Annotated in this window: 18 protein-coding genes; 10 read left to right on the top strand and 8 right to left on the bottom strand. The window is 71.6% G+C overall.

Going from position 1 to position 23,765, the window contains the following annotated elements; all coding sequences use genetic code 11:
* Nucleotides 1–2 precede the first annotated feature (2 nt).
* Nucleotides 3–1,691 (bottom strand): ABC transporter substrate-binding protein, encoded by a 1,689-nt coding sequence (locus R2J76_RS17385; RefSeq protein ID WP_316412916.1) that lies wholly within the window; start codon nucleotides 1,689–1,691, stop codon nucleotides 3–5.
* Nucleotides 1,692–1,726: 35 nt separating this feature from the next.
* Here R2J76_RS17385 and R2J76_RS17380 point away from each other — a divergent pair, with 35 nt between their 5' ends.
* Nucleotides 1,727–2,494, top strand: a complete 768-nt coding sequence (locus R2J76_RS17380; protein WP_316412915.1) for a peptidoglycan DD-metalloendopeptidase family protein — start codon at nucleotides 1,727–1,729, stop codon at nucleotides 2,492–2,494.
* A 486-nt stretch (nucleotides 2,495–2,980) separates the two neighbouring features.
* Here the strand turns inward: R2J76_RS17380 and R2J76_RS17375 are convergent, their stop codons facing one another.
* On the bottom strand, nucleotides 2,981–3,724 hold the full coding sequence (locus R2J76_RS17375; protein WP_316412914.1) for an SHOCT domain-containing protein: 744 nt from the start codon (nucleotides 3,722–3,724) through the stop codon (nucleotides 2,981–2,983).
* Nucleotides 3,725–3,986: 262 nt separating this feature from the next.
* Between R2J76_RS17375 and R2J76_RS17370 the strand changes: the two genes are divergently transcribed.
* Nucleotides 3,987–4,775 carry a GGDEF domain-containing protein gene (locus tag R2J76_RS17370; RefSeq protein ID WP_316412913.1) on the top strand — a complete coding sequence of 263 codons (789 nt, stop codon included), beginning with the start codon at nucleotides 3,987–3,989 and terminating at the stop codon, nucleotides 4,773–4,775.
* A gap of 271 nt (nucleotides 4,776–5,046) precedes the next feature.
* Here R2J76_RS17370 and R2J76_RS17365 read toward each other — a convergent pair whose 3' ends face one another.
* Entirely contained in the window at nucleotides 5,047–6,036 is a 990-nt protein-coding gene (locus R2J76_RS17365) for a PstS family phosphate ABC transporter substrate-binding protein (protein WP_316412912.1), read from the bottom strand.
* A 148-nt stretch (nucleotides 6,037–6,184) separates the two neighbouring features.
* Between R2J76_RS17365 and R2J76_RS17360 the strand changes: the two genes are divergently transcribed.
* From R2J76_RS17360 to R2J76_RS17335, 6 genes are all read left to right on the top strand, one after another.
* Complete coding sequence (locus R2J76_RS17360) at nucleotides 6,185–6,538, top strand: cytochrome c3 family protein (protein ID WP_316412911.1); 354 nt, start codon at nucleotides 6,185–6,187, stop codon at nucleotides 6,536–6,538.
* A gap of 25 nt (nucleotides 6,539–6,563) precedes the next feature.
* Nucleotides 6,564–8,123, top strand: a complete 1,560-nt coding sequence (locus tag R2J76_RS17355) for an NAD(P)-dependent oxidoreductase (protein WP_316412910.1) — start codon at nucleotides 6,564–6,566, stop codon at nucleotides 8,121–8,123.
* 243 nt (nucleotides 8,124–8,366) lie between these two features.
* Nucleotides 8,367–10,799: a bifunctional aspartate kinase/homoserine dehydrogenase I gene (gene thrA / locus R2J76_RS17350; RefSeq protein ID WP_316412909.1), complete on the top strand. Its 2,433-nt coding sequence runs from the start codon at nucleotides 8,367–8,369 to the stop codon at nucleotides 10,797–10,799.
* The gene (locus R2J76_RS17345; RefSeq protein ID WP_316412908.1) at nucleotides 10,796–11,737 is read left to right on the top strand and encodes a homoserine kinase; all 942 of its coding nucleotides are present in this window, start codon (nucleotides 10,796–10,798) and stop codon (nucleotides 11,735–11,737) included. Before thrA ends, R2J76_RS17345 begins: the two co-directional genes overlap by 4 nt.
* A 1-nt stretch (nucleotide 11,738) precedes the next feature.
* Nucleotides 11,739–13,007: a threonine synthase gene (gene thrC / locus R2J76_RS17340; RefSeq protein WP_316412907.1), complete on the top strand. Its 1,269-nt coding sequence runs from the start codon at nucleotides 11,739–11,741 to the stop codon at nucleotides 13,005–13,007.
* 66 nt (nucleotides 13,008–13,073) lie between these two features.
* The gene (locus R2J76_RS17335; RefSeq protein ID WP_316412906.1) at nucleotides 13,074–16,181 is read left to right on the top strand and encodes a PAS domain S-box protein; all 3,108 of its coding nucleotides are present in this window, start codon (nucleotides 13,074–13,076) and stop codon (nucleotides 16,179–16,181) included.
* 387 nt (nucleotides 16,182–16,568) lie between these two features.
* Here R2J76_RS17335 and R2J76_RS17330 read toward each other — a convergent pair whose 3' ends face one another.
* The 3 genes from R2J76_RS17330 to ubiE form a co-directional block, all read right to left on the bottom strand.
* A complete protein-coding gene (locus tag R2J76_RS17330; protein WP_316412905.1) occupies nucleotides 16,569–17,210 on the bottom strand; it encodes a MarC family protein in 642 nt (213 codons plus the stop codon).
* 66 nt (nucleotides 17,211–17,276) lie between these two features.
* Entirely contained in the window at nucleotides 17,277–17,477 is a 201-nt protein-coding gene (locus R2J76_RS17325) for a hypothetical protein (RefSeq protein ID WP_316412904.1), read from the bottom strand.
* Between the two features lie 75 nt (nucleotides 17,478–17,552).
* A complete protein-coding gene (ubiE, locus tag R2J76_RS17320; protein ID WP_316412903.1) occupies nucleotides 17,553–18,245 on the bottom strand; it encodes a bifunctional demethylmenaquinone methyltransferase/2-methoxy-6-polyprenyl-1,4-benzoquinol methylase UbiE in 693 nt (230 codons plus the stop codon).
* Between the two features lie 113 nt (nucleotides 18,246–18,358).
* On the opposite strand from ubiE, the gene R2J76_RS17315 reads away from it, so the two are divergent.
* Nucleotides 18,359–20,116, top strand: a complete 1,758-nt coding sequence (locus tag R2J76_RS17315) for an acyl-CoA dehydrogenase family protein (protein WP_316412902.1) — start codon at nucleotides 18,359–18,361, stop codon at nucleotides 20,114–20,116.
* 542 nt (nucleotides 20,117–20,658) lie between these two features.
* A complete protein-coding gene (locus R2J76_RS17310; protein WP_316412901.1) occupies nucleotides 20,659–21,135 on the top strand; it encodes a carbohydrate-binding protein in 477 nt (158 codons plus the stop codon).
* On the opposite strand, the gene R2J76_RS17305 is transcribed toward R2J76_RS17310, so the two are convergent.
* On the bottom strand, nucleotides 21,119–21,463 hold the full coding sequence (locus tag R2J76_RS17305) for a DMT family protein (RefSeq protein WP_316412900.1): 345 nt from the start codon (nucleotides 21,461–21,463) through the stop codon (nucleotides 21,119–21,121). The genes R2J76_RS17310 and R2J76_RS17305 overlap by 17 nt on opposite strands.
* On the bottom strand, nucleotides 21,460–23,763 hold the full coding sequence (locus R2J76_RS17300) for an ATP-binding protein (RefSeq protein WP_316412899.1): 2,304 nt from the start codon (nucleotides 23,761–23,763) through the stop codon (nucleotides 21,460–21,462). The genes R2J76_RS17305 and R2J76_RS17300 overlap by 4 nt, the downstream gene beginning before the upstream one ends.
* Nucleotides 23,764–23,765 lie beyond the last annotated feature (2 nt).

Below are 23,765 nucleotides of genomic sequence, written 5' to 3'. Positions count from 1 at the left end.
CCTCACGGCTTCACCGGGAGGCTGCAGGTGAGCCTCGTGAAGTCGATGAAGTTGAAGGGGTCGATGGTGAGCTCCCGCAGCCAGGGCCGGGTGCGGAAGTAGCGGTCCGGGTAGAAGAGGGGCACCAGGGCCACCTCCTCGGCCAGGAGGATGCGCTGGGCCTCCCAGGCGTGGTCCGCCATGGCCGCGGGGCCCACCTCCGCGGTGGCCTGGGCCTCCCGCTCGAAGCGGCGGTAGGCGGGGCCGGCGCCCCCGGCCTCGAAGCCGGTGTAGCTGCCGTTGTCCTGGGCGGGGTCGCCGCCGTAGGTGAAGGGGAGGAGGAATTCCTGGGGGTGGGGGAAGTCGGCGCCGGTGCGCCGGAAATGCAGTTCGTGCCGGGCCCGGCGGTCCGGGGTGAGCATCTCCTCGGCCATGGAGCGGGTGCCCACCAGGCGCACCCGCAGGCCCACCTGCGCGAGCTGGACCCGCACGCCCTCGGCCAGGGCCGCCTCGGGCAGGAAGGTGCCGTTCTCGTGGTACGCCAGGGTGAGCTCCCGGCCCGTCCACCCCGCCCGCGCCACCAGGCGCCGGGCCTCGGCCCGGTCCAGGGGGGGCAGGGCCCCCAGGCGGGGGTCGCCCTCCCGCAGGCGCCCCGGAAAGCCCTCCGGCAGGAGCTGGGAGGCCGCGCGGAAGCGTGGCAGGACGTGCTCGCCCAGGGCCTTCCGGTCCAGGGCCATGGCGATGGCGCGGCGCACGTCCAGGGGGAGCAGCCGGGTGCTGAGGCCCATCCAGAAGGTGCTCCACAGCGCGGCCTGGCGGCGGTCCGCGGGGTGCCGGAAGGTGGAGGGTCCGTCGTCCAGGAAATTGAAATCCACCCGGCCCTGGTCGTAGAGCATCGTGGCCAGGTCCGAGGGGAACAGCAGCACCCGGGGGACGCGCCCGGACAGGGCGGGGTAGTGGGGGTTGAGCTCGAGGTCGATGCTCTCGTCCAGGCGGTTCCACTCCCGGATGCGGTAGGGCCCCAGGGCCAGGGGGTCTCCGCCGGCGGTGCGCCGGTAGTAGGCGCGGATCCGTTCCTCGGTGAGGCCCTGCAGGCGGTGGGAGGGGGCGGGGTAGAAGGCGTAGACCCCCGCCAGGTAGCCGGGGAAGTAGGTCCTGGGCGCCGCCAGGCTCACCTGGAAGGTGCGGGGATCCAGGGCCCGGAAGCCCACCCGCGCCAGGGCCCCCTCGCGCCCCGGGCCCGGGGGCAGGGCCAGGTAGTCCCGCACCCCCACGATGTCGCTGAAGTATTTGCTCTCCTTCCCGTCCAGGGCGCGGCGCCAGCCCAGCACGAAATCCTCGGCGCGCAGCGGGGCCCCGTCGGACCAGAACACGTCGTCCCGCAGGTGGAAGGTGTAGGTGCGGGGCCGCCCCGGGTCGTTCACGTCGCAGGACCGGGCCACGTCCAGCACCAGTTCCTGGGAGGCGTTCCAGGTGTAGAGGCCCCGCATGGTGGCGCGGGCGACGGTGTAGTTGGGCGGGCTGAAGTCGCTGCTCAGGTTCCAGTCCAGGGTGTTGGGGGTGAGGTTGATGGCGATGCGCAGCACCGCGTCCTCCACCCGGGAAGGGGGAACGTACCGCGGCCGCGCGAGGTTCCGGGCCGCGGCCAGGCCCAGCGCCAGGAGGCCGCAGAGGCCCAGGGTGAACCAGGGTTTGGCCGGGGGACGGATCATGGAGGCTACAGACTAACCTATGCTACGGTTCAGGGATGATCCCGGCCCTGCTGCTCCCCGCCGTCCTCGCCGCGCTGCCCTTCAGGGCCTCGCCCGTGCCCGGGGGCGTGGCCCTGGTGGCGGTGCCCGGCCCCAAGGCCTCGTACCACGGCGAGCCCGTCCTGGTGCGCAAGGGCGCCCGCGGGTGGGAGGCGGTGGTGGGCATCCCGCTCTCCGCCAAACCCGGCCCCGATCAGGTGGACGCCGCCGGAGCCCCGGTGCCCTTCACCATCCGGGACAAGCGCTACCCCGAACAGCACGTCACCCTCAAGAACACCCGCCAGGTGAACCCGTCCCCCGAGGACGAGGCCCGCATCGCCCGCGAGGCCGCCCTGTCCAAGCCCGCCTGGGTGGCCTGGCCCGAGGGCCTCACCCCCACCCTGGAATTCCAGCGCCCCACCGCCGGCGCCCTCACGTCCTCCTTCGGCCTGCGCCGTTTCTTCAACGGCGAGCCCCGCGCCCCCCACTCCGGCCTGGACATCAAGGCCGGCGCCGGCCAACTGGTGCGGGCCCCCGCCGCCGGCGTGGTGGTGCTCACCGGCGACTTCTTCTTCAGCGGCAACGCCGTGTACCTGGCCCACGGCGAAGGCGTGGTGAGCCTCTTCGCCCACCTCTCGAAGGTGCTCGTGAAGGAAGGCCAGGTCCTAAAACCCGGCGACCCCCTGGGCCGCGTCGGCAGCACCGGCCGCGCCACCGGCCCCCACCTCCACTGGTCCCTCAGCCTCAACAACGCCCGCATCGACCCCCGGATCTTCCTGCGGTAGGCTGCCGGGGGAGTGGGCGTACGGGGCCCGGATCCTCGCCCCGGGTCGTTGCCGCGGGCGGGGCCCGCGGCAACGGAAAGATCCCACCCCGCGGATGGGCCTGGGTTGTCACCCATTGGCCCCGACCCACCGTGGGGGCTCGCTTCGCGAGGTTCGTGGAGGATGTGGGTTCGCGCCGATGGCTGATCGGATCAAGCGTCACCTACGCGACCTCGCCTTCGTCAGATCCGTCCCCGAACCGATCAGCTTCGGCGCCCACCACCACCCCAACGCATCACGCGAAGCGATTCCACCAATTCTTGAGGCCGCCCTCCAAGCCAGGGCCCTCCAGGATGGCCATTACGTTCCGCCCACCCCTTCGGCCCAACGAAGCAAATGCGCGCAGCCGAGCCCCCACGTCCCTTCCCCCACCTCCGTCATCGCCGGCTTGTCCGGCGATGACGAAACGGGGCGCAGGTCCGGGACCCGTACGACGACGCAGCCGGGCTAGTCGTTCCCCCGGGTGTACTCCTTCAGGAGGTCTTGTTTTTGTTTGACGTATTCGGCTTCGGTGATCAGGTCCTGGTCGCGGAAGCGTTTGAGGCCGCGGAGGCGCTCCTCGATGCTGGGGGGGATGGGGGGCTTGGCGGCGTCGGGCTTGGCGGCGGGCGGGGGAGTGGCGGCGGCCGGCTTCGGGGAGGGCAGGGGGAGTTCGAGCCAGTCGGGCCGCGGGGACGCGGCGCCTTCGGCCTTGAGGACGGTGGGGGCGGGCTTGGCGCGGAAGCCGTACTCGAAGGGGGGGAGCCGGTTGTCCAGGTTGTAGGCGTAGACGAAATCCAGGCGGGCGTCGTGGACGAGGAGGTTGAGCTTTCCGCCGGCGAGGAAGACCCGGGCCGTCACCCCCAGGGATTCGGCGAAGAAGCCGCCTTCGCGCTTGAGGGTGCTGAGGATCACCAGGTCCTCCCCGGGGCCCGCGGCGGCGAGGGCCTCGGCCAGGGCCTTGGAGAGGGCCTCCGCTTCGGCGGGGATGAACAGGGGGGCGTCCTTGGCGCCGTCGGCGAAGCGCACGGCGCCCAGGGCCTGGGCCAGCGCGGCCGGGTCCAGGGTGGCGGGGTGGGCGTTGGCGGGGGCGCCCTTCTCGGCGGGGACCCGCTTCACGTAGCTGAGGGTCCCGAAATCCCAGGTGCGCCGGGGGGCGGCTTGGACGGCCGGAATCATCATCAGGGCCAGGGCGGCGGGGAGAATTCGCATGGCGGGCTACCTCGGGATGGCTCGATCCTACCGCACTCCCGCGAGAAAGGCTGGAACCCGTGGCGCTCCTGCCCTCTAATAGGAACAGGCCGCACGCAGCGCCTCGACCTCGATCCTCCCTGCCCATGGGGGTGCCACCCTGAACCTGCCCATCCTCCCCTTCGCCCTCGCGCCTGCCCCGGCGGGCGAGGGCCAAGGCCTGTCGGCATGGTGGTTCACGTGGTTCCTTCTCCTGGCCGCCCTGGTCCTGCTGGGGCTCTCGGTGTTCTGGCTGCAATGGCGGATCCGTCGTCTGTTCGACCAGAACAGTGCCCTGGAGCGCCGCATCGATGACAGCGCCCGGACCCTGGAGGCCACCAACCGGGCCCTCCAGGAGGCCAGCCTCGTGGATCCCCTCACGGGGCTCCACAACCGGCGCTTCCTGGACCAGGCCCTGGGAACGGATGCCCAGCAGGCCCGCCGGGCCTACCAGGAGATGCAGGCCGCCGGCCGCGATCCGGGCGAGGCCAAGGAGGATATCCTCCTCTACCTGATGGACCTGGATTACTTCAAGCAGGTCAACGACACCTGGGGCCAGGAGGCCGGGGACGCGGTGCTCTGCCAGTTGGGCGAAGCCCTCAAGCGCATCACCCGCAAGACGGATTTCCGGGTGCGGTGGGGCGGGGGGACCTTCCTGGTGGTGGCCCGGCGGGCCCGGCGCTCAGGCGCCCCCACCGTGGCCCGCAACCTGCTGGCGGCGGTGCGGGACCTGACCTTCCAGCTGCCCGGCGGGGACCTGATCCGCAAGCGCATCTCCATCGGGTTCACGGCCCTTCCCCTGCTCCCCCAGGGGCCGGAGCTGGGCACCTGGGAGCAGGGCATGGCGATCGCCGAGGCCTGCCTCGCCGCGGCCAAGCGCAGTGGCCGGGACCGCTTCGTGGGCGCCCTCTTCCGCCCCGACGCCGATCCGGCGCCCCTGCGGGACGCCGACGGCTGGGACCTGGGCCGGGCCCGGGCCCAGGGCCTGGTGGAGGTGCTCTGCTCGGAGCCGGGCTTCGTCTGGCCCCAGTAGGAGCCTGTCCAAGTAATATTCGGCCCCGCGACGGCGCCTGGAGGCCCGATTATCGAGCGCAAGGCCCGCGGGAAATATAGGTCATATTTTCAAGGGACTTGCGCACGATAGGCGGGCCTCCAGACGCCGCCTCCGGTGGTGGCAGCGGCCACGGCAATCCCGCGTTCCACTCGTCGAACGATTACCCGAATCGCTCTCCTCGCGGGCCTTGTCTTGCCATGGCCGGTGCCACCATCGCGGGGCCGAATATTACTTGGACAGGCTCCTCAGGTCAGCGTTCCAGGCGCTTGAGCGCGATGGCGAGGAATTCCGGCGGCGCGGGCAGGATCCCCACATCGGCGGCGGAACTCTGGCCATCCTGGCTGAGGATGAAGTGCAGGACCTCGTTCACGGTGGGATCCAGGGGCTGGCCCGGGGCCCGGTTCACGTACGCGTAGTAGGTGCGGGGCATGGGATAGCGGCTGGTGGTCACGTTCTCCTGGGTGGGGAACCGGGCGTCGCTGCCCTTGTACGGGACCACGGCGAGGACCTTCACGCCGGCGTACCAGGAGGACAGCGACCCGAAGGCGATGCCGGCCTCGTCGGTCACAACGGCCTCGGCCAGGGAGGCGGAATCGTCCTTGGGGATGAGGCCCGGACGGTAGGGCCCCTTGAGGAGCACGCTGGCCTGGAACGAGTCCCGGATCGCCGTGCCTTCCGCGCGGGCGTAGGCGCGGATCTCGCGCTTGCCCAGGTCGCCCCTCACCCGGAGATCGCTCCATTCCTTGATGGGCTCCTTGGCGCCGCCCAGGCGATCCCGGGAATAGATGGCGTCCAGCTGCTCCATGGTGATGCTCGAGAGGGAGTTGTTCTTGTGCACGAAGACGATGAGGGCGTCCATGCACACGGGGATGCGCATGGGCAGGTAGCCGAACTTGGTCTGGAAGGCCTTCATCTCCTCGGGGGTGAGCTCCCGGGCGGTGATGATGAGCGGCCGCGTCCCCTCCGCCAGGTCCTTGGCGGCGTCCTTGGTGACCTTGGCCACGTAGGCGATCCCGCCCTTGGGTTGGAACTGCCGGAAGACGCGGTTCCACTCGTCCCCCAGATCCGAAAGGGCATCGGTGCCGGGGATCTCCAGGTGGGTGGTGACCTGAGTGGCGGGAACATAGGAAAGCAGGGTGCTCGACACCTTGGCCCGGACCTGGGCGGTCTGGGCCTGGAGGGCCGGGGATCCCGCCGCCAGGCAAAGGGCGAGGGCTGCGAAAAGATGAGGCTTGCCCATGAAGTTCTCCCGAACATGAATGGACGAAGAAGGATCTTCCCTGAAGGGAGGCCAGGAAGTACCAGGCGACCTGTGGGTTGTAGTTTAGTAGACTAACGCCTTGACCCTATGTGTTCCAAGAGATCCTGTGAAATCTGGAGGACCATCCATGAACCCGTTCCGTGTCCTGACCCCCCTGTTGGCCTGTTTTTTCCTGGCGGTGCCTTCCCGGGCCGCGGATGAAAAGCCCGCCCCCAAGCACGTGAAGGCCGGCGTCAGCTGTTTCGACTGCCACCACGAGGAAAAGCCCACCAAGGCGGCGGCCGACGATTCGTGCATCGGCTGCCACGGGGACGGCCCGGCCATGGCCGCCTTCACCAAGTCCCTGGCGGTGAACCCCCATGCCACCCCCAAGGGGGGCCACCCGGGGCCCTTCCTGTGCACCCAGTGCCACTTCCAGCACAAGCCGCCGGTGGTCAAGTGCCTGGAATGCCATCCCAAGTTCAAGCTGACCCCCAAGTAGGGGACGGTTTCAGGAGAAGGTCCCCATGCGAATCACCATCCTCGGGCTGGGCCGGATGGGCGCCCCCATGGCCCGGAATCTCATCGAGCTGGGCCATGAGGTGACCCTCTGGAACCGCACCCCGGAGCGGGCCGAGGCCCTCGCCGCCGCCGGCGTGCGCATCAGCCCCACCGTGTCCGACGCCGTGTCCACGGCCCAGGTGGCCCTGACCATGGTGTCCGGGGACGCGGCGGAGGAGGCCATCACCTGGGGCCCCGGCGGGCTCCTGGAGGAACTGGGCCACGGGGCCATCCACCTCTGCATGAGCACCATCGGCGTGGACCTGTCCCTGCGCCTGGCCGAAGCCCACGCGGCGGCGGGGCAGGGCTACGTGGCCGCCCCGGTCCTGGGCAAGCCCAGCGACGCCGTCTCCCGGCGCCTCTGGATCCTGGCCGCGGGGCCGGAGACCCAGGTCAACCGTTGCCTGGTGGCCCTGGAGGCCCTGGGGCGGGGCATCACCCGGGTGGGGACCCGGGCCGAGCTGGCCCACGCCCTCAAGCTGGGGGCCAACCTCCTCACGGTGGCCATGGTGGAGACCCTCGGGGAGGTCCTGGCCTTCGGGGAGAAGGCCGGCTTCGCCTCCGCGGACTACCTGCGCCTGCTCAACCTCGGCCTGCTCAAGTCGCCGCCCATGGACGCCTTCGGGGGCCTGATGGTGCGCCGGGACCACGAGCCCTCCGACCAGACCCTGGCCCTGGCCGGCAAGGACCTGGACCTGATCCTGCGGGCCTCCCAGGACCTGGGGATGGACCTTCCCATGGTGGCGCCCCTGCGGCGGCAGGTGGTTCTCGCCGAGGAGCACGGCCTGGGGGGCCTGGACCTCACGGCCCTGGCCCTCGTCCACCGCCCGGAAACCCCGCGGGTGGAGCCCGCCCTCCCCCAGCCCCCGCCGGCCCAACCCCTCCCCGCCCCCCCCAAGCCCCCGCCGGTCCAGAGCCTCCCCGCCCGGTCCGCCCCGGCCAAGCCCGTTCCGCCCGAGCCCCCCAGGCACCTGTCCCGGGCCGAGCGCCGGAGGAACGCCTCCGCCCGCAAGGCCGGGGAACTGGAGCGGCGCAAGGCGGCCGAGGTCCCGAAGGCCCCCAGGGAGACGCCGCCCCGGCCCGCCGCCCCCGTGCCGCCCCGGCCCAGCCCGCTCCCGCCCGCGCCCCACGCGGAGCCCAAGGCCCATGGGGAGCCCGTCCACCGGCCCCGGCCGGCGGCGGCGCCCGCCCCCGATCCCGTCCAGGCGCCGTCGCCCCGGCCCGGTGAGGCCCCCGCGGTGGATCTGGAGGTCACCACCCATTTCGAGGTGGCCGACGGGAAGGTGCACGCCTGGGTGGCAGGCCAGCGCCAGGCCACCCCCTGGCGTTCCTTCGAGGAGGTGGAACTGGCCTTCAACGAGGTGCTCTTCGTGCGGATCCAGCGCACCGTCCTCCTGAACCCCCAGGCGGTGGAGGACATCCGCTCCCTCTTCGGGGGCCGGGCCAAGGTGCGGGTGACGGGCGGGATGGAACTTTCGGCGACCCGGGAAGCCGCGAAGCGCCTCCGCTTTCTCCGGGGGGAGTGATCCTTTCCTTGACCTGGAAGGCTGTTTCGGGGATGGTAGGCAGATGATGTCCCCGTTCCCAGGCTTGCGCCCCTCCCCCGGCCCCCGCGCCGGAAGCGGCGCCCTGAACGCGGGTTTCCCCATTATGACCACCACCACGACCGGTACCCATCCCGGCGCGGGGACGGCTTAGTCGGATCATCACTTCCACTTTCCGCCCCGCGCCACAAGGACGCGGGGCTTTTCGCATTTGTCGAGGACCCCATGAACAGCCGGCCCCCATCCGTCCCCCTACGCGTCATGAAATTCGGCGGCACCAGCGTCCGGGACGCCGCCCGCATGCGCGACGTGGCCGGCCTGGTGGCCGCGGCCCTGGAAACGGACCGGGTCTGCCTGGTGGCCTCGGCCCTGGCCGGCATCACGGATCTCCTGGTGGCGGCCCCCGGCGGCCCCGCCGGGGCCCCCGAGGCCTTCCTGGCCCGGCACCGGCAGGTGGCCGCCGACCTGGGGCCGGACCTGGGCCCGGGGGCGGAGGCGCTGGGGGCGGAACTGGAGCTCCTGGCCGCGGAGTGCGCCCGCATCCTCCAGGGCGTGGCCCTGGTGGGCGAATGCTCCTCCTCGGTGCTGGCGGCCCTCTCCAGCCTGGGGGAACGGGCCTCCTGCGCCATCCTCACGGCCCTGCTCCGGGCCCGCGGGCTGGAACCCCGGTACCTGGACCCCCGGCGGTACATCCTCCTGGAGGGCGAACCCATGGAGGGCCGGCCCCTTCCCGGGGAGATCCGCGCGCGCTTCCAGGCCGAGCGGGATGGGGACGCCGCCCTGTGGGTGCTCCCGGGGTTCTTCGGGGGCGACGCCCAGGGCAAGATCCTCTCCCTGGGCCGGGGGGGCTCGGACTACACCGCGGCTCTGGCGGCCGCGGCCCTGGACGCGGACCTGGTGGAGATCTGGACGGACGTGGAAGGGGTCTTCAGCGCGGACCCCCGCATCGTCCCCGAGGCCTTCCCCCTGCCGGAAGTGAGCTTCGAGGAGGCCATGGAGCTGGCCTTCTTCGGCTCGAAGGTGCTGCATCCCAAGACCATCGCCCCGGTGCGCTCCCGGGCCATCCCCATCCGGGTGGCCAGCACCTTCAAGCCGTCGCATCCCGGCACCCTGGTGCGGGACGGCGTGGCCGCGCCGCCCCTGGGGGTCCGGGGCATCTCCTTCCTGCCCTCCCTGGTGATGCTCAACATCTCCGGCCCGGGCATGGCCGGGGTGCCCGGCATGGCCTCCCGGGCCTTCTCCGCCCTGGCCCGGCGCGACCTTTCGGTGGTCTTCATCAGCCAGTGCTCCTCCGAGCTGGCCATCTGCCTCTGCCTGCGCCGGGAGGACGGCGCCCGGGGCGCGGCGGTGCTGGAGGAGGCCTTCCGCATGGAGCGCGCCGCGGGGCTCGTGGACGCCGTGGAGGTCCAGGAGGGCGTGTCCATCCTCAGCATCGTGGGCGACGGCATGCACCTGCGGCCCGGGATCGCCGGCACCTTCTTCGATGCGCTGGCGGACGTGGACTGCAACGTGGTGGCCATCGCCCAGGGCTCCAGCGAGCGCATCATCTCCGCCGTGGTGCGGGAGGAGGACGGGCGCCGGGCCATGCCCCACGTGCACCGGCGCTTCTTCCGCACCGCCGGGACTCTGGACCTGGTGCTCTTCGGGGCGGGCAACGTCGGCGGGTGCCTCCTGGAGCAGATCCAGGGGCAGGAGCCCCGGTTCCGGGAGCAGGGCCTGGACATCCGCGTCCACACCCTGGCCACCAGCCGCCGCATGGCCCACGGCATCCGGGACCTCGCCCGGTGGCGGGAGGCCTTCGACGCGGCCGCGGTGCCCACGGACCTGGACCAGGTGCTGGCTTCGGTGCGCCGCGACCGCCCGGCCATGCCCGTCTTCGTGGACTGCACCAGCAGCGCCGAGCTCGCCGCGCGCTACCCCGAGATCCTGGAGGCGGGCTTCCACCTGGTGGCCGCCAACAAGAAGGCCAACAGCGCCTCCACCGCCTTCCACAAGGACCTGCGGGAGCGCTGCCGGCGCCTGCACCGGCGGTTCCTCTACGAGACCAACGTGGGCGCGGGCCTGCCGGTGGTGGACACCCTGCAGAACCTGGTGAAGACCGGGGACGTGGTGCAGCGCTTCGAGGGCATCCTTTCGGGCTCGCTGTCCTTCATCCTGGGCGCGGTGGGCGAGGGCGTGCCCCTGTCCCGGGCGGTGGCCCAGGCCCGGGCCCAGGGCTTCACGGAGCCCGATCCCCGGGACGACCTGAGCGGCATGGACGTGGCCCGCAAGCTCCTCATCCTGGCCCGGGAGATCGGCCTGGAGCTGGAGCTGGAGGACGTGGCCGTGGAGGGCCTGCTGCCCCCGGACTTCGACGCCGGCGGGGACGTGGACGCCTTCATGGAGCGCCTGCCCCGCCTGGACGAGGACTTCGCCCGGCGCGCGGCGCAGGGGGGCTTCCTGCGCTACATCGGCGGCTTCACCCCGGAGGGCTGCAGCGTAGGCCTGCGGGTGGTGGACGCCTACCATCCCCTCGCCCAGGTCAAGGGCGGGGAGAACGCCTTCGCCTTCTTCACGGAGCGCTACAGCCCCTATCCCATGGTCGTGCGCGGCTACGGGGCCGGCGCCCAGGTGACGGCCGCCGGCGTTCTCTCCGACGTGCTGAGGCTGGTCCATTGAGCCCGGCCATCCGGGTCTTCGCGCCGGCCAGCATCGGCAACGTCGCCGCGGGCTTCGACCTGCTGGGGGCGGCCCTGGCGCCCCTGGACGGGACGCTGCTGGGCGATCTCGTCACGGTGGAGCCGGCCCCCGAGGACCGCTTCGTCCTGGAGGGGGCCTTCGCGCCCATGCTCGCCGGGGACGGGCGGCCCAACCTCGTGCTCCGGGCCCTGGAGCTCTTCCGGGAGCGCGCCGGCGCCGGCGCGTCCTGGGCCGTGACGCTGGACAAGCGGCTCCCCGTGAACAGCGGCCTGGGCTCCAGCGCCAGCTCCGTGGTGGCGGCCCTGGCCGCCTTCCAGCGGGCCGCGGGCTTCCCCCTGGAGGGCCCCGAGCTCCTGGCCCTGGCGGGCCGGGCCGAGGGCGTCTACAGCGGCGCCGGCCACCTGGACAACGTGGCGCCCTCCCTCCTGGGCGGGCTGCGCATGGTGGTGCCCGGCCGGGACGGGCGCTCCACGGCCCGGGAACTGCCCTGGCCGGGGGACCTGGTCTTCGTGGTGGTGCATCCGGAATGGCAGCTGCCCACCGCCGCCAGCCGCGCCGTGCTTCCCGGGGAGGTGCCCCTGGCGGGGGCGGTGGGCTTCGCCGGCAACCTCGCGGGCTTCGTGCATGCCCTGCACACCGGGGACCGGGCCCTGCTGGGACGCTGCCTGCGGGATCCCCTGGCCGAACCCTTCCGGGCGGCGCTGGTTCCGGGATTCCCCGCGGCCAAGGCCGCGGCCCTCGGGGCCGGGGCCCTGGGCTTCAGCCTGTCGGGATCGGGGCCCTCGGTCTTCGCCGTGGCGCCCGAGAGGGAGGCCCCCGCCGTGGCCGCCGCCATCCGCGGCGCCTTCGGGGAGGCCAGCCTGCCCAGCACGTCCTGGATCTGCGGCCTGGACACCCGCGGCGCAAGGGAGGTCTAGCATGCGACTCGTGAACACCCGCGATCCCAGGAACCGCGCCACCTTCCGGGAGGCCATCCAGTGCGGCATGGCCCCGGGCGGGGGCCTCTGGGTCCCCGAGCCCGTGCCCTGCTTCCGGGACGTGGAGGCGCTCCTGGCCATGGGCTTCCAGGCCCGCTCCGCGGAGATCCTCCACCGCTTCCTGGGCGACGAGTTCAGCCGGGCCGAGGTGGAGGAGGCGGTGGGCTCCGCCCTGGACTTCCCCGTTCCGGTGGTGCGGGTGCGCGAGGGCGTGCACGCCCTGGAGCTCTTCCACGGGCCAACCCTGGCCTTCAAGGATTTCGGCGCGCGGTTCCTGGCGCGCATGCTGGCCCTGGCGGCGCGCGGGGACGGGAGGCGCCGCACCGTGCTCACCGCCACCTCCGGGGACACGGGGGCCGCGGTGGCCAGCGCCTTCCTGGGCCTCCCGGGCTTCCAGGTGGTGGTGCTGTACCCCGCCGGACGCGTGTCGCCCCTCCAGGAGCGGCAGTTCGCCACCCTGGGGGACAATGTCCGCACCTTCGCGGTGGAGGGCTCCTTCGACGACTGCCAGGCCCTGGTGAAGGGCGCCTTCGGGGACGCGGATCTGGCGGCGCGCCTGGGCCTGACCTCGGCCAACAGCATCAACATCGCCCGGCTCCTGGCCCAGGTGACCTACTATTTCGAGGCGGTGGCCCGCACCGGCGAGGCCCCGGTGATCGCCGTGCCCTCCGGGAATTTCGGGAACCTCTACGCGGGCCTCCTGGCCAAGCGCGTGGGCCTGCCCGTGAAGGCCTTCGTGGTGGCCACCAACGCCAACCGCACCGTCCCGGACTTCCTGGAGACCGGCGTCTACCGCCCCCGGGCCTCCGTGGCCACCCTCTCCAACGCCATGGACGTGGGCGCGCCCAGCAACTGGGAGCGCATCCACGCGCTGTTCCAGGGCGACCTGGAGGCCATGCGCGGCGCCCTGCGCCGGGGGAGCCTCACGGACGCGGGGACCCTGGATTCCATGCGCGAACTCCACGGGGCCGGCTACCTCCCGGACCCCCACGCCGCGGTGGCCCACGGCGTGCTGGCGGGGAACCTGCGCCCCGGGGAGACGGGGGTTTTCCTGGCCACGGCCCACCCCGCGAAATTCCGGGAGACCCTGGAGGCGGAGCTGGGCATCCGCGTCCCCCTGCCCCCGGCCCTCCTGGAGGTGCGGGACCGCCCCGTCCTTTCCCGGAGCCTGCCCGCGGACGCCGCCGCGCTCCGGGCGGAACTCCTGTGAGGGAATGAATATCTCAACATCTGGCTTCCGGCGGGTTATCCTGGTGAACCCAGAAAGTTCCACCCCATGATTCCGGAGACCAGTCCTTCCCGAGGTTCCATCGCCATCCTCCGGGTGGTGCTGTACTATGCCGGGTTCTCGGCGGTGTGGATCCTGCTCTCGGACCGGCTGGTGGTGATGGTGGCCGCCAGCGCGGACCAGATCACCACGCTGAGCACCATCAAGGGCTGGTTCTTCGTGGGGGTGACCTCCCTCCTGCTGTACCGGATGATGAAGCGCGTCCTCCGGCCGGAGCCTTCCCGGGAGCGGCGCACCCGGGTCCGGCGCTTCGTGCCCCCCGTGCTGATCCTGGGGCTGGTGATCCTGGCGCTGGCGTGGGGGGGCATCCACCAGGTCTACCGCCAGCTGGAGCTCACGGAGGCCGCGCGGCTCCAGGCCGTCGCCGACAGCAAGGCCCTGCAGGTGTCGGAGTGGGTGCAGGAGCGGCGCGGGGACGTGGCCTTCGCCTCCTCCTCCCGGTTCTGGTCCAAGGCCTACTATGCGTGGCGGAAGAGCGGCAACGCCGCGGAACGGGCGCGGCTCTTCGGGAACCTGGAGACCTACCGGGACCTGAAGGGCTTCCAGGTGCTCCGGGTCTTCGACGATCAGCTCACCGCGCAGACCTTCCCCCCGCAGCCCTCCCAGGCCCCCGAACTGCTGGAGGCGGTCAAGGCCGCCATGGGGGACCGGGTCAGCCGCGTCGTCGGTCCCTACCGGGATCCCGGGGGCGCCCTCCGCCTGGATTTCCTGGCGCCCATGGCGCCCGACGGGGACCGCCCCGGGCCCATCCTGGTCCTGACGGTGGATCCCGCGTCCCAGCTGTACCCCCGCTTCCAGGTGTGGCCCGTCCCCACCGCCACGGGGGAGGTGGTGCTGTTCCGGCGCCTGGGGGACAAGGTGCAGTACCTCAGCGGTTCCCCCCAGAACCCCGACGGGCAGATCCAGATGACCCAACCCCTGGAGGGGAGCGAACTGCTCACCGCCCAGGCCCTTCGCGGCACCGCGCCCCTGGGGTCCTTCATCAAGGGCAAGGACTACAACGGGGGGCTCGTGGCCGGCGTGGTCCAGCCGGTGCGGGGCACCGATTGGTTCCTGGTGGCCAAGGTGGACCAGTCCGAGCTCTACGCCGCGGGCCGGAACCAGGTGGCGGTCATCGGCCTGGCGGCGCTGCTGGCCATCTTCATCACCGTGCTGGTGGACCGCATGTTCCGCCAGCAGCGGATCCTGGTGCAGGCCGAAAGGGACAAGGGCCTCCAGGCGGAGCGGATCCGGGCCCTGCGGCTCCTGGACGGCATCGCCACCGCGTCCAGCGACGCCATCTACGCCAAGGACCGGGCGGGGCGCTACCTGCTCTTCAACCCCGAAGCGGAACGGGCCTTCGGCATGAAGGCCGCCGACATCCTGGGCAAGGAGGCCCAGGGGCCCGGGGCCCACGAGGAGGATTCCGCGATCCTGCTGCGGGGCAGCGCGCGCACCCTGGAGGAGGTGCTGGCCACCCCCCAGGGTCCCCGCACCTTCCTGGTCACCAAGGGCCCGCTGCGGGACGACCAGGGCGGCATCATGGGCCACTACGGCATCGCCAAGGACATCACGGAGCGCAAGCTCAAGGAGCAGGCCCTCCAGGACAGCTGGCTGCGGTTCCGGCAGCTCTTCGAGGCCGCCCCCGTGCCCATGTGCATCCTGGGGGAGGGCGGCCTCATGGTGGCCCTCAACGGGCAGTTCAGCCGCACCTTCGGGTTCACCCTGGAGGACATCGGATCCTTGGCCCAGTGGCTGGAACGCGCCTGGCCGGATCCGGCGAGCCGGGAGCAGGCCCGCGCCTGGCTGGAGGCCCGGGCCGCCGCGGGCCCCGGCGCCGCGCCCTTCGAGGCCACCCTGGCCTGCCTGGACGGGGAGGCGCGCACGGTGCTCCTTTCCGCCACCGCCATCGGAGGGGAGTTCCTGCTCACCCTTTCCGATATCACCGAGCGGGTGAAGGCCGAGCGGGAGCGCCAGGCGCTCCAGGCCGAGATCCAGCAATCCCAGAAGATGGAATCCATCGGACGGTTGGCGGGGGGGGTGGCCCACGACTTCAACAACATGCTGGGGGTGATCGTGGCCAATGCGGAGGTGGGCATGCTGCACAGCGCCCCCGGCAAGGCCATGGACCGCTTCGAGGAGATCAAGAAGGCCGCCATGAGATCCGCGGAGCTCACCCGCCAGCTCCTGGCCTTCGCGCGCAAGCAGACCGTCTCGCCCACGGTCATCGACCTCAACCAGGCCATCCCCGGCATGCTCCAGATGCTCTCGCGGCTCATCGGCGAGAACATCACCCTGGACTACGCCCAGCGCGACGGGCTGTGGCCGGTGCGCATGGATGCCACCCAGGTGGACCAGATCCTGGCCAACCTGGCCGTTAACGCCCGGGACGCCATCGCCGGCGTGGGCCGCATGACCATCCACACCGAGAACCGCGTGGTCCGTCCCGGGGAGGCCCCGCCGGCCCATCCCGGGGACTTCGTCGTCCTGGAGGTGAGCGACGACGGCCGGGGCATGGACGCGGAGGTCCTCAGCCACATCTTCGAGCCCTTCTTCACCACCAAGGCCGTGGGGAAGGGCACGGGCCTGGGCCTCGCCACGGTGTACGGGATCGTCAAGCACAGCGGCGGGTTCATCGAGGTGCGCAGCGCCCCCGGCCAGGGCACCACCTTCCGGGTGCACCTGCCCCGCCACGAAGGCCCCGTGGAGAAGCTCCCCGGCGCCGATGCCGAGGCCCCGTCCCGGGGCGGCCGCGAATGCGTCCTGGTGGTGGAGGACGAGCCCATGCACCTGGACGTCACCGTGATGCTCCTGGGGAGCCTGGGCTACCGGACCTTGGCCGCGGCCTCCCCCAGCGAGGCCCTGGCCTTCCTGGCCCAGCCGGAGCTGGACATCGGGCTCCTGCTCACCGACGTGATCATGCCGGAAATGAACGGACGGGAACTGGCGGAGCGCGCGCGGAAGATGCGGCCCGGGCTCCGGTGCCTGCTCATGTCCGGGTACACCGCCGACATCATGGAGCACCATGGCGTGATGGAAGGGGAGCTGAAGGTCATGGGCAAACCCTTCTCGCTGCAGGACCTCGCACGGGAAGTCCGGGCCGCGATGGACTCCTAGTCAAGGTTTTCGACCCACCCCAGCTATCACTACCGAAGCCAGGGGATAGTCATTCCAGGAAAACCAGGGTCTGGCCCCTCAGCCGGGAACGGCCTGAGTTCGACCGCTGATCCCCTTCATCCTGTTCATCCATTTCATCCCCGTTCCCGCAGGGCCAGCGATGAGTTGGGGCGGCGCGCAGTTGATCTGCCTGCGCCGACCCATCCCAGCCCTGGCCCTGCGGGAACGGGGATGAAACGGATGAACAGGATGGAGGGGATGAAAGAGGGGATCACCCGCGGAATGGGGTTCAACCGGAACCGCTCGCCATTCCTGCGCGCTGCGAGGTCCTGGAACCCGTGCGGAGGGTGACGGAAATCCCAAGATGGGGTGGGTCGGGAAGACGGGCTAGACCGTCCGGATCAGCTCCCGCAGCCCGTTCCACACGATCTGCACCCCGATGGCCAGCAGCACGAAGGCCGAGATCTGGCTCACCGTGGCCGCCCCGGTTGCGCCCATCTTCCGGATGGCGGCGCTGGAGAACCGGTAGAAGACGAAGACCGCCAGCGCCGCGAGGCCGATGCCTCCGGTCACGGCGGCGTACCGCAGCAGCACCGGCGGATCCAGGAGGTTGCCCGCGGGCACCAGGCTCAGGGTGACGGCGATGGCGCCGGGACCCGCGGTGACCGGGAGGGTGAGGGGGAAGAAGGCCTTGTCCTTCATGCTGTCCTGGATCTCGGCCTTTTCCGATTCGCTCATGCGGGGGTCCTTGTTGAGCATGTGCCAGGCGGAATGGAAGAGCAGGAGGCCCCCGGCCACGCTGATGACGGGGATGGAGATGCCCAGCAGCTTCAGCAGCCAGCCCCCGATGAAGAGCAGGCAGGTGAGGAACGCGAAGGTGTAGGTCCCGATGAGCCGGGCCAGCCGGTTGCGCTCCGGGTCCTCCACGTGCGCCGTGAGCTGCAGGAACACCGGCGCCATGGCCGGGGGATTCAGGATGGGGAAGAGGGCGAGGAAGGTGAAGAAGGTGAGGTAGAGCGTTCCAGGCATGGGGGCATCCCGTGCGCGGGGACCCCGCCGGCGGGCCAGCGGGGTCCCCGGGGTTTCGGACGGGCGCTACTTGCCGCGGTTGGAGGAGCGGGTGTGGCCCTGGACGGTGCCCTTCTCGGCGGAGCGGGCGCTGGGCTTGGTGCCCTTGGGGCCCATGCCGGTGGCCTTCTTCAGGACGGGCACGTGGGGTTCGTTGTGGCTCTCGACCTTCTTGGCGGGGAGCTTGCTCAGGAGGTCGGCGGTGATGGAAGGATCGGGTTTGGACACGGCGGAACCTCGCTTTTGAAGGATCGGGTTGGGGGTTTGGGCCCTGGTCCCCAGTGTATCACCCCTGTCCCGCCCTCATTTCACGCCCATGTGCAGGGCCGCGATGCCCCCGGTGAGGTCCTTCCACCCCACCTCCCGGAAGCCGGCCTCGGTGAGCTCCCGGGCCAGGGAGGCCTGGTCCGGGAAGGCCCGGATGCTCTCGGGCAGGTAGGTGTAGGCCCCCGGGTCCCCGCTGATCCAGCCGCCCACCCGGGGCAGGATCCGCAGGCTGTAGAGGTCGTACAGCGCCCTCAGCCACCCGAAGCGGGGCCGGCTGAACTCCAGGATGGTCAGGCGCCCCCCGGGCCGCAGGACCCGGCGGAACTCCCCGTAGGCCAGGGCGCGGTCCTCCACGTTGCGGATGCCGTAGCAGATGGTGATGCCGTCGAAGCTCCCGGCCTGGAAGGGCAGGTGCTGGGCGTCGGCGCCCACGGAGGCCCAGATGAGGCCTTCCCGCCCCTTGCGGCGGAACTTGGCGGGCCCCAGGCGCAGCATCGCCTGGGTGAAGTCCGTGGAGATCACCTCGGCCCCCCGCCGGGCCAGGGCCAGGGAGGAATCCCCCGTGCCCGCCGCCACGTCCAGGAAGCGGCGGCCCGGGGCGGCCCCGGAGGCCCGGGCCATGCGCCGCCACCAGTAGAAGTCCGTGCCCAGGGAAAGGACATGATTGAGTAGGTCATATTTGCCGGCGATGCCGGAGAACATGGCCTGGACGTTCTTTCCTTCGGGCATTCCTGTCACCTCCATCACATGATCCACGGTCCGGGGCCCTCGTGTCAGCCCATCCGGTTAAACTGTGAACTTCACAAGCCTGGGTTATGCCCATCCCCCCCCTTGGAGGATTCATGGAAGTCAGTGCCAGCGAGAAGCTCTTCGGAGGCAGTTTCCTCCTTTCGGCCATCGGTTCCCAGCCCCAGTTCACCCCCGAGGAGCTGAGCGACGAGACCAAGGCCATCGGGGAAGCGGCCCGGGACTTCATGGAAGGGGAGGTCCTGCCCCAGGACGCGGCCCTGAACCAGGTGGATCTTGATTTGAGCAAGGACCTGCTGCGCAAGGCCGGCGAGCTGGGCCTCCTGAGCCTGGAGATCCCCGAAGCCTACGAAGGCATGGACCTGGACAAGAAGACGGGCCTGGTGCTCCTGGAGGAAGTGGGCAAGCAGGCCTCCTTCTCCGTGAGCTACGGCGCCCACACCGGCATCGGAACCCTGCCCATCGTGTACTTCGGCTCCCCCGAGCAGAAGGCCAAGTACCTGCCCCTCCTCGCCTCGGGCGAGAAGCTGGCCGCCTACGCCCTCACCGAGGCCGGTTCGGGCAGCGACGCCATGAACGCCAAGACCACCGCCACCCTGGACGGCGACCACTGGGTGCTCAACGGCGGCAAGATGTGGATCACCAACGCCGGCTTCGCCGACATCTTCGTGGTCTTCGCCAAGGTGGACGGCCGCAAGTTCAGCGCCTTCATCGTCGAGAAGGAGGACCCCGGGTTCTCCACGGGCCTGGAGGAGCACAAGCTGGGCATCAAGGGCTCCTCCACCCGGGCCCTCATCATGGAGAACTGCCGCATCCCCAAGGACCGCCTCCTGGGCGAGGTGGGCCGCGGGCACCGCATCGCCTTCGGCATCCTGAACATCGGCCGCTTCAAGCTGGGCGCCGGCTGCACCGGCACCGCCAAGGTCGTGCTGGAATACACCATCAAGTACACCGGCGAGCGCCAGCAGTTCGGCAAGCCCCTGCACGCCTTCGGCCTCATCCAGTCCAAGCTGGCCGACATCGGCACCCGGATCTTCGTGGGCGAGGCCATGAACTTCCGCACCATCGGCTACGTGGACGAGCGCATGCACGCCATCAGCTGGGACGAGGAGGGCGCCGCCAAGGCCAAGCTCGACATCATGGACGAGTACGCCATGGAGGCCTCCATCGCCAAGGTGTGGGGCAGCGAGGCCCTGTTCCTGTCCGCGGACGACGCGGTGCAGGCCTTCGGCGGCTACGGCTTCTCCAGCGAGTACCCCCCCGAGAAGATCTACCGCGACAACCGCATCAACCGCATCTTCGAGGGCACCAACGAGATCAACCGGCTCATCATCGCCGGCGCCCTCTTCAAGCGCGCCAGCAACGGCAGCCTCCCCCTGGACCGCTCCGTGGCCGATGTGCCCGTGGCCCCCGCGGGCCCCCTGGGCCGCTCCATGCACGCCGTGGAACTGGCCAAGCGCCTCTGCGTCTATTCCGCCGCCGCCGCCCTGGAGGTCTGCGGCCAGAAGCTCATCGAGAACCAGGAAGCCTCCGCCCGCGTCGCCGACATGCTCACCGAGATCTACGCCATGGAGAGCGCCGTGGTGCGCGCCGGCAAGATGACCGACACCGCCCACCGCTGGGCCGACCTGGCCCGCCAGTTCGCCGACGTGTACGTGAACGAGAACTGGCACAAGGTCCAGGTCAACGCCCGCATGCTCCTGGCCGAGGTCCTGGAAGGCGAGGCCCTCGACAAGGCCCTCGGCGACCTCGAGGCCTTCGCCGGTTTCGTCCCCACCTCCAGCTCCAAGCTCCGCGCCGCCATCGCCGCGCAGCTCATCGAGAAGGGCTCGTACCCGATCGTGCAGTACTAGGACCCGGCGGGGGCGGGGGCCGGGTTCCGGATTCCCGCCCCGGTTCGCTGGCGCAGGCAAGCTGCGCCAGCGGAAAGCTCACGGCCTTGGGACGGGCGAGGGGTGCTGCCGCGTTCCGGCTTCGTTGGGCGGTGAGGTGGGGGGGGCTGGGGCTCTCCGGGAGGGCCTATGGCTTGGGGACGCGCTGCGAGTGGGGCGGGAGCGGGGGCGCGGCGCCGACGTTGATTTGTGAGGGTGGCCAGGAAATCAGCGGCGGCGCCGGCCGGGACCGGGTGGCCGCACGCGAAGCGGATCCACCAAGGCTTTGAAGCCGCCCTCCCGCCCCGGGGCCCCCGGGGGAGCCCCCACGTTCCCCACCCCGAGCCGCCCGGCGAAGGAAATGGGCGCAGCAAGGCCCCCCCGTCCCTTCCTCCATCCCGTCCTCGCCGGCTTGTCCGGCGAGGACGAACCGGCGCGAAGGTCCGGAACCCTACGATTCGTGCGCAGGGGTTCTGGATTTTGGGGGGGGGCGGGCGCATAGTGGGGTCGGCGGTGGAGGTTCCATGGTGCCGCAAACGCTACTTCTGGCCGTGCTCGTCGCTCCCGCGCAGAATGTCCATCCTGCCTGGGCCCCGGGGGTCGCCTATACGCCCAGGCAGCTCGTGAGCTACCTGGGGGTGGACTATCTGTGCCTGCAGGGGCACACCTCCCGCCAGGGGCTGGAGCCCCCGGCGGCGCCGGCCCTGTGGCGGGTCTTCTCGGGGCAGGCCACCACCGCGCCCGCGGTGCCCCAGGGGCTGGCGGCCGTGGCGGCGGGACCGGGGCGCATCGTGGTGACCTGGAGCCCTTCGCCGGGGGCCACGGGCTACGAGCTCATGGTGGACGGCGTGGTGGCGGGGGCGTCCAGTCCCTACCTCCACAAGGGGCTGGCCCCGGGCTCCACCCACGCCTACCGCGTGCGGGCCCTGAACGACGGCGGCACCAGCGCCTGGAGCGAGCCCGTGTCCTGCGCCGTGGAGCGCCCTACTTCCGGAAAGTGAAGAACACGGCGCCCACGAGGCACAGGGCGGCCCAGGCGTGGTTGAGGGTGAGGCGCTGGCGCATGTAGAGCACCGCGAACACCGCGAAGACGCAGAGGGTGACCACCTCCTGGATGACCTTGAGCTGGGGCAGGGAATAGCGCCCGTAGCCGATGCGGTTGGCGGGCACCATGAGCAGGTACTCGAAGAAGGCGATGCCCCAGCTGGTGAGGATGGCGGCCAGGAGCGGGGCGTCCCGCTGGGACCTCAGGTGCCCGTACCAGGCGAAGGTCATGAAGATGTTGGAGACCACCAGGAGCGAGATGGGGAGCCAGGTGCGCAGGGTCATGGATTTCCTTGGGTGAAGGCCAGGGCGCCCTGGGCCAGGAAGGGGGCCAGGGCCCCCTCGAGGCGGGCGCAGGCCTCCTCCCATTGTGGACCTCCGGCGGCCAGGCGGTCCTCCACTTCGGCGGCCAGGGCGCCCACGGGGTCCAGGCCCAGGTTGCCGGCCAGGCCCTTGAGATCGTGGGCGAGGCGGCGGGCGCCGTCCCGGTCCCCCCGCCGGGCGGCCTCGCGGATGTGGGCGGGCAGGATGGGGTCGTCCAGGAAGCCCCTCAGGAAGCGCGCCAGGAGGTCCCGCCTGCCGCCGGCGCGGCCCAGGGCCCCGGGCAGGTCCAGGACCCCGGCCAGGGCCTCCAGGGGCCCCGGACGCGCCCGGAGGGCCAGGGCCTCCACCAGGGCCCGGGCCTCGATGGGTTTGGGAAGGCAGGCGGCCATGCCCGCCTCCAGGCATCGCTCCCGGGCCCCGGCCTCGGCGGTCATGGCCAGGATGGGCAGGCCCAGGCCCAGGGCCCCCAGGCGCCGGGCCGTCTCCAGGCCGTCCAGGCCCGGCAGGTGGAGGTCCATGAGCACCGCGTCGTAGGGGGCCACCCGGGCCCGGTCCAGGGCCTCCTCCCCGGTGGCCGCGGGGTCCACCTCCGCCCCCGCCTCCCGCAGGAGGCCCTCGGCCAGTTCCCGGTTCAGGGCGTTGTCCTCCACCAGGAGGATGCGCCGGCCCCGCAGGTCCGCGGCGGAGGCGGGGGCCAGGGGAAGGGTGAAGGCGAAGGTGCTGCCCCGCCCGGGCTCCGACTCCAGTTCCAGGGCGCCGCCCATGAGCTCCACCAGGTGGCTGGCGATGGAGAGGCCCAGGCCCGTGCCCCCGTAGCGCCGGGCGATGCTCTCGTCGGCCTGGGCGTAGGGGGCGAAGAGCTTCGCGGCCTGGTCCGGGGCGATGCCGATGCCCGTGTCGGAGACGGAAAGGCGCAGGCCCCCTTCGACGGGCTCGGCCCGCAGGGCCACGTTCCCCCGGGCCGTGAACTTCACGGCGTTGCCCACCAGGTTCACCAGGACCTGGGTGAGGCGGCGCGCGTCCCCCAGGAAGGGGGGGGCCTCGGGGCACGCCACCTCCAGGGCCAGGCCCTTGTCCTTGGCGGCCTGGGAGAACAGGTCGCCGATGGCCGACAGGACGTCCTGGACCCGGAAGGGCAGGGCCTCCAGGGACACCTTGCCGGCCTCCATCCTGGAGAAGTCGAGGATGTCGTCCACCACGGCCATGAGGGCCCGGCCCGAGAGATCGATCTTGCGCAGGCAGTCCGCGGCCCGGGGGGGCAGGTCCTCGGCCCGGGCCAGGCGGGTGAAGCCCAGCACCGCGTTCATGGGCGTGCGGATCTCGTGGCTCATGCGGGCCAGGAATTCGCTCCGGGCCTGGGCCTGGGCCTCCCGGTCCCGCAGTTCCCGCTCCCGGGCCTCCCGGTCCCGCAGCTCCGCGGCCAGGGTCTGCTGCAGGAGCTTGGCCGCGGCCAGGTTGCTCAGGGAGGCCACGAACCGGAGATCCAGCTCGGAGAAGGCGCCGCGTCCGCGGTTGGATTCGAAGAAGAAGAGGCCCAGGGTCTGCCCGTCGAATTCCAGGGGCACCGCCATGGCCGAGGCCGTGCGGGATTCCGCCAGGAACCCCTCCGCCTCCGGGTCCCTGGCCTCGGGTTCCCGGAAGAGCCGGGCCGCGCGGCGGGAGATGGTGGCCTCCAGGGTGGAAAGGGGCAGGCCCAGGGGGCTTTCCGGGCCCAGGGCCCGCACCGCCAGCGGCACCAGGTTCCCCGTGGCGTCCCGGAGGAGCACCGCCCCCCGGGAGGCGCGCAGGAACGTGAAGAGCCGGTCCAGGAGGTCGCCCAGGAACCGCTCGGGCTCCAGGTCCCGCAGGGCCATCAGGCTCAGGCCGTGGAGCAGCTCCAGGGCCTCCCGCCAGTTGAGCGGACCCTCCTGGGCGCCGGCCCACAGCCGCACGTCCTCCAGGGAAAGGCTCGTCTCCTCCAGGTCCGCGGGGGCCACGGGCTCCAGCCGGAGCTCCAGGGGGCCCAGGGCGATGCGGTCGCCGGGCGCCACGCGCGCGGGGGCCTTGATGCGCGCGCCGTTGCGGAAGGTGCCGTGGCGGGACCCCAGGTCCTCCACCCAGACCCCGTCCTCCTTCCACGCGAACCTGGCGTGGCGGCGGCTGATGGCGGCGTCCTGGAGCAGGATGTCCACCCCCGGGGCCCGGCCCAGCACCACCTCCGCGCGGTCCCGGGCCAGGAGGAAGGGCGGATGCCCTGGAACGTGGAGGGTGAACCGGTTCATGC

The organism is Mesoterricola silvestris (assembly GCF_030295405.1).
GTDB lineage: Bacteria > Acidobacteriota > Holophagae > Holophagales > Holophagaceae > Mesoterricola > Mesoterricola silvestris.
This window is presented reverse-complemented; position numbering and strand designations above follow the sequence as displayed.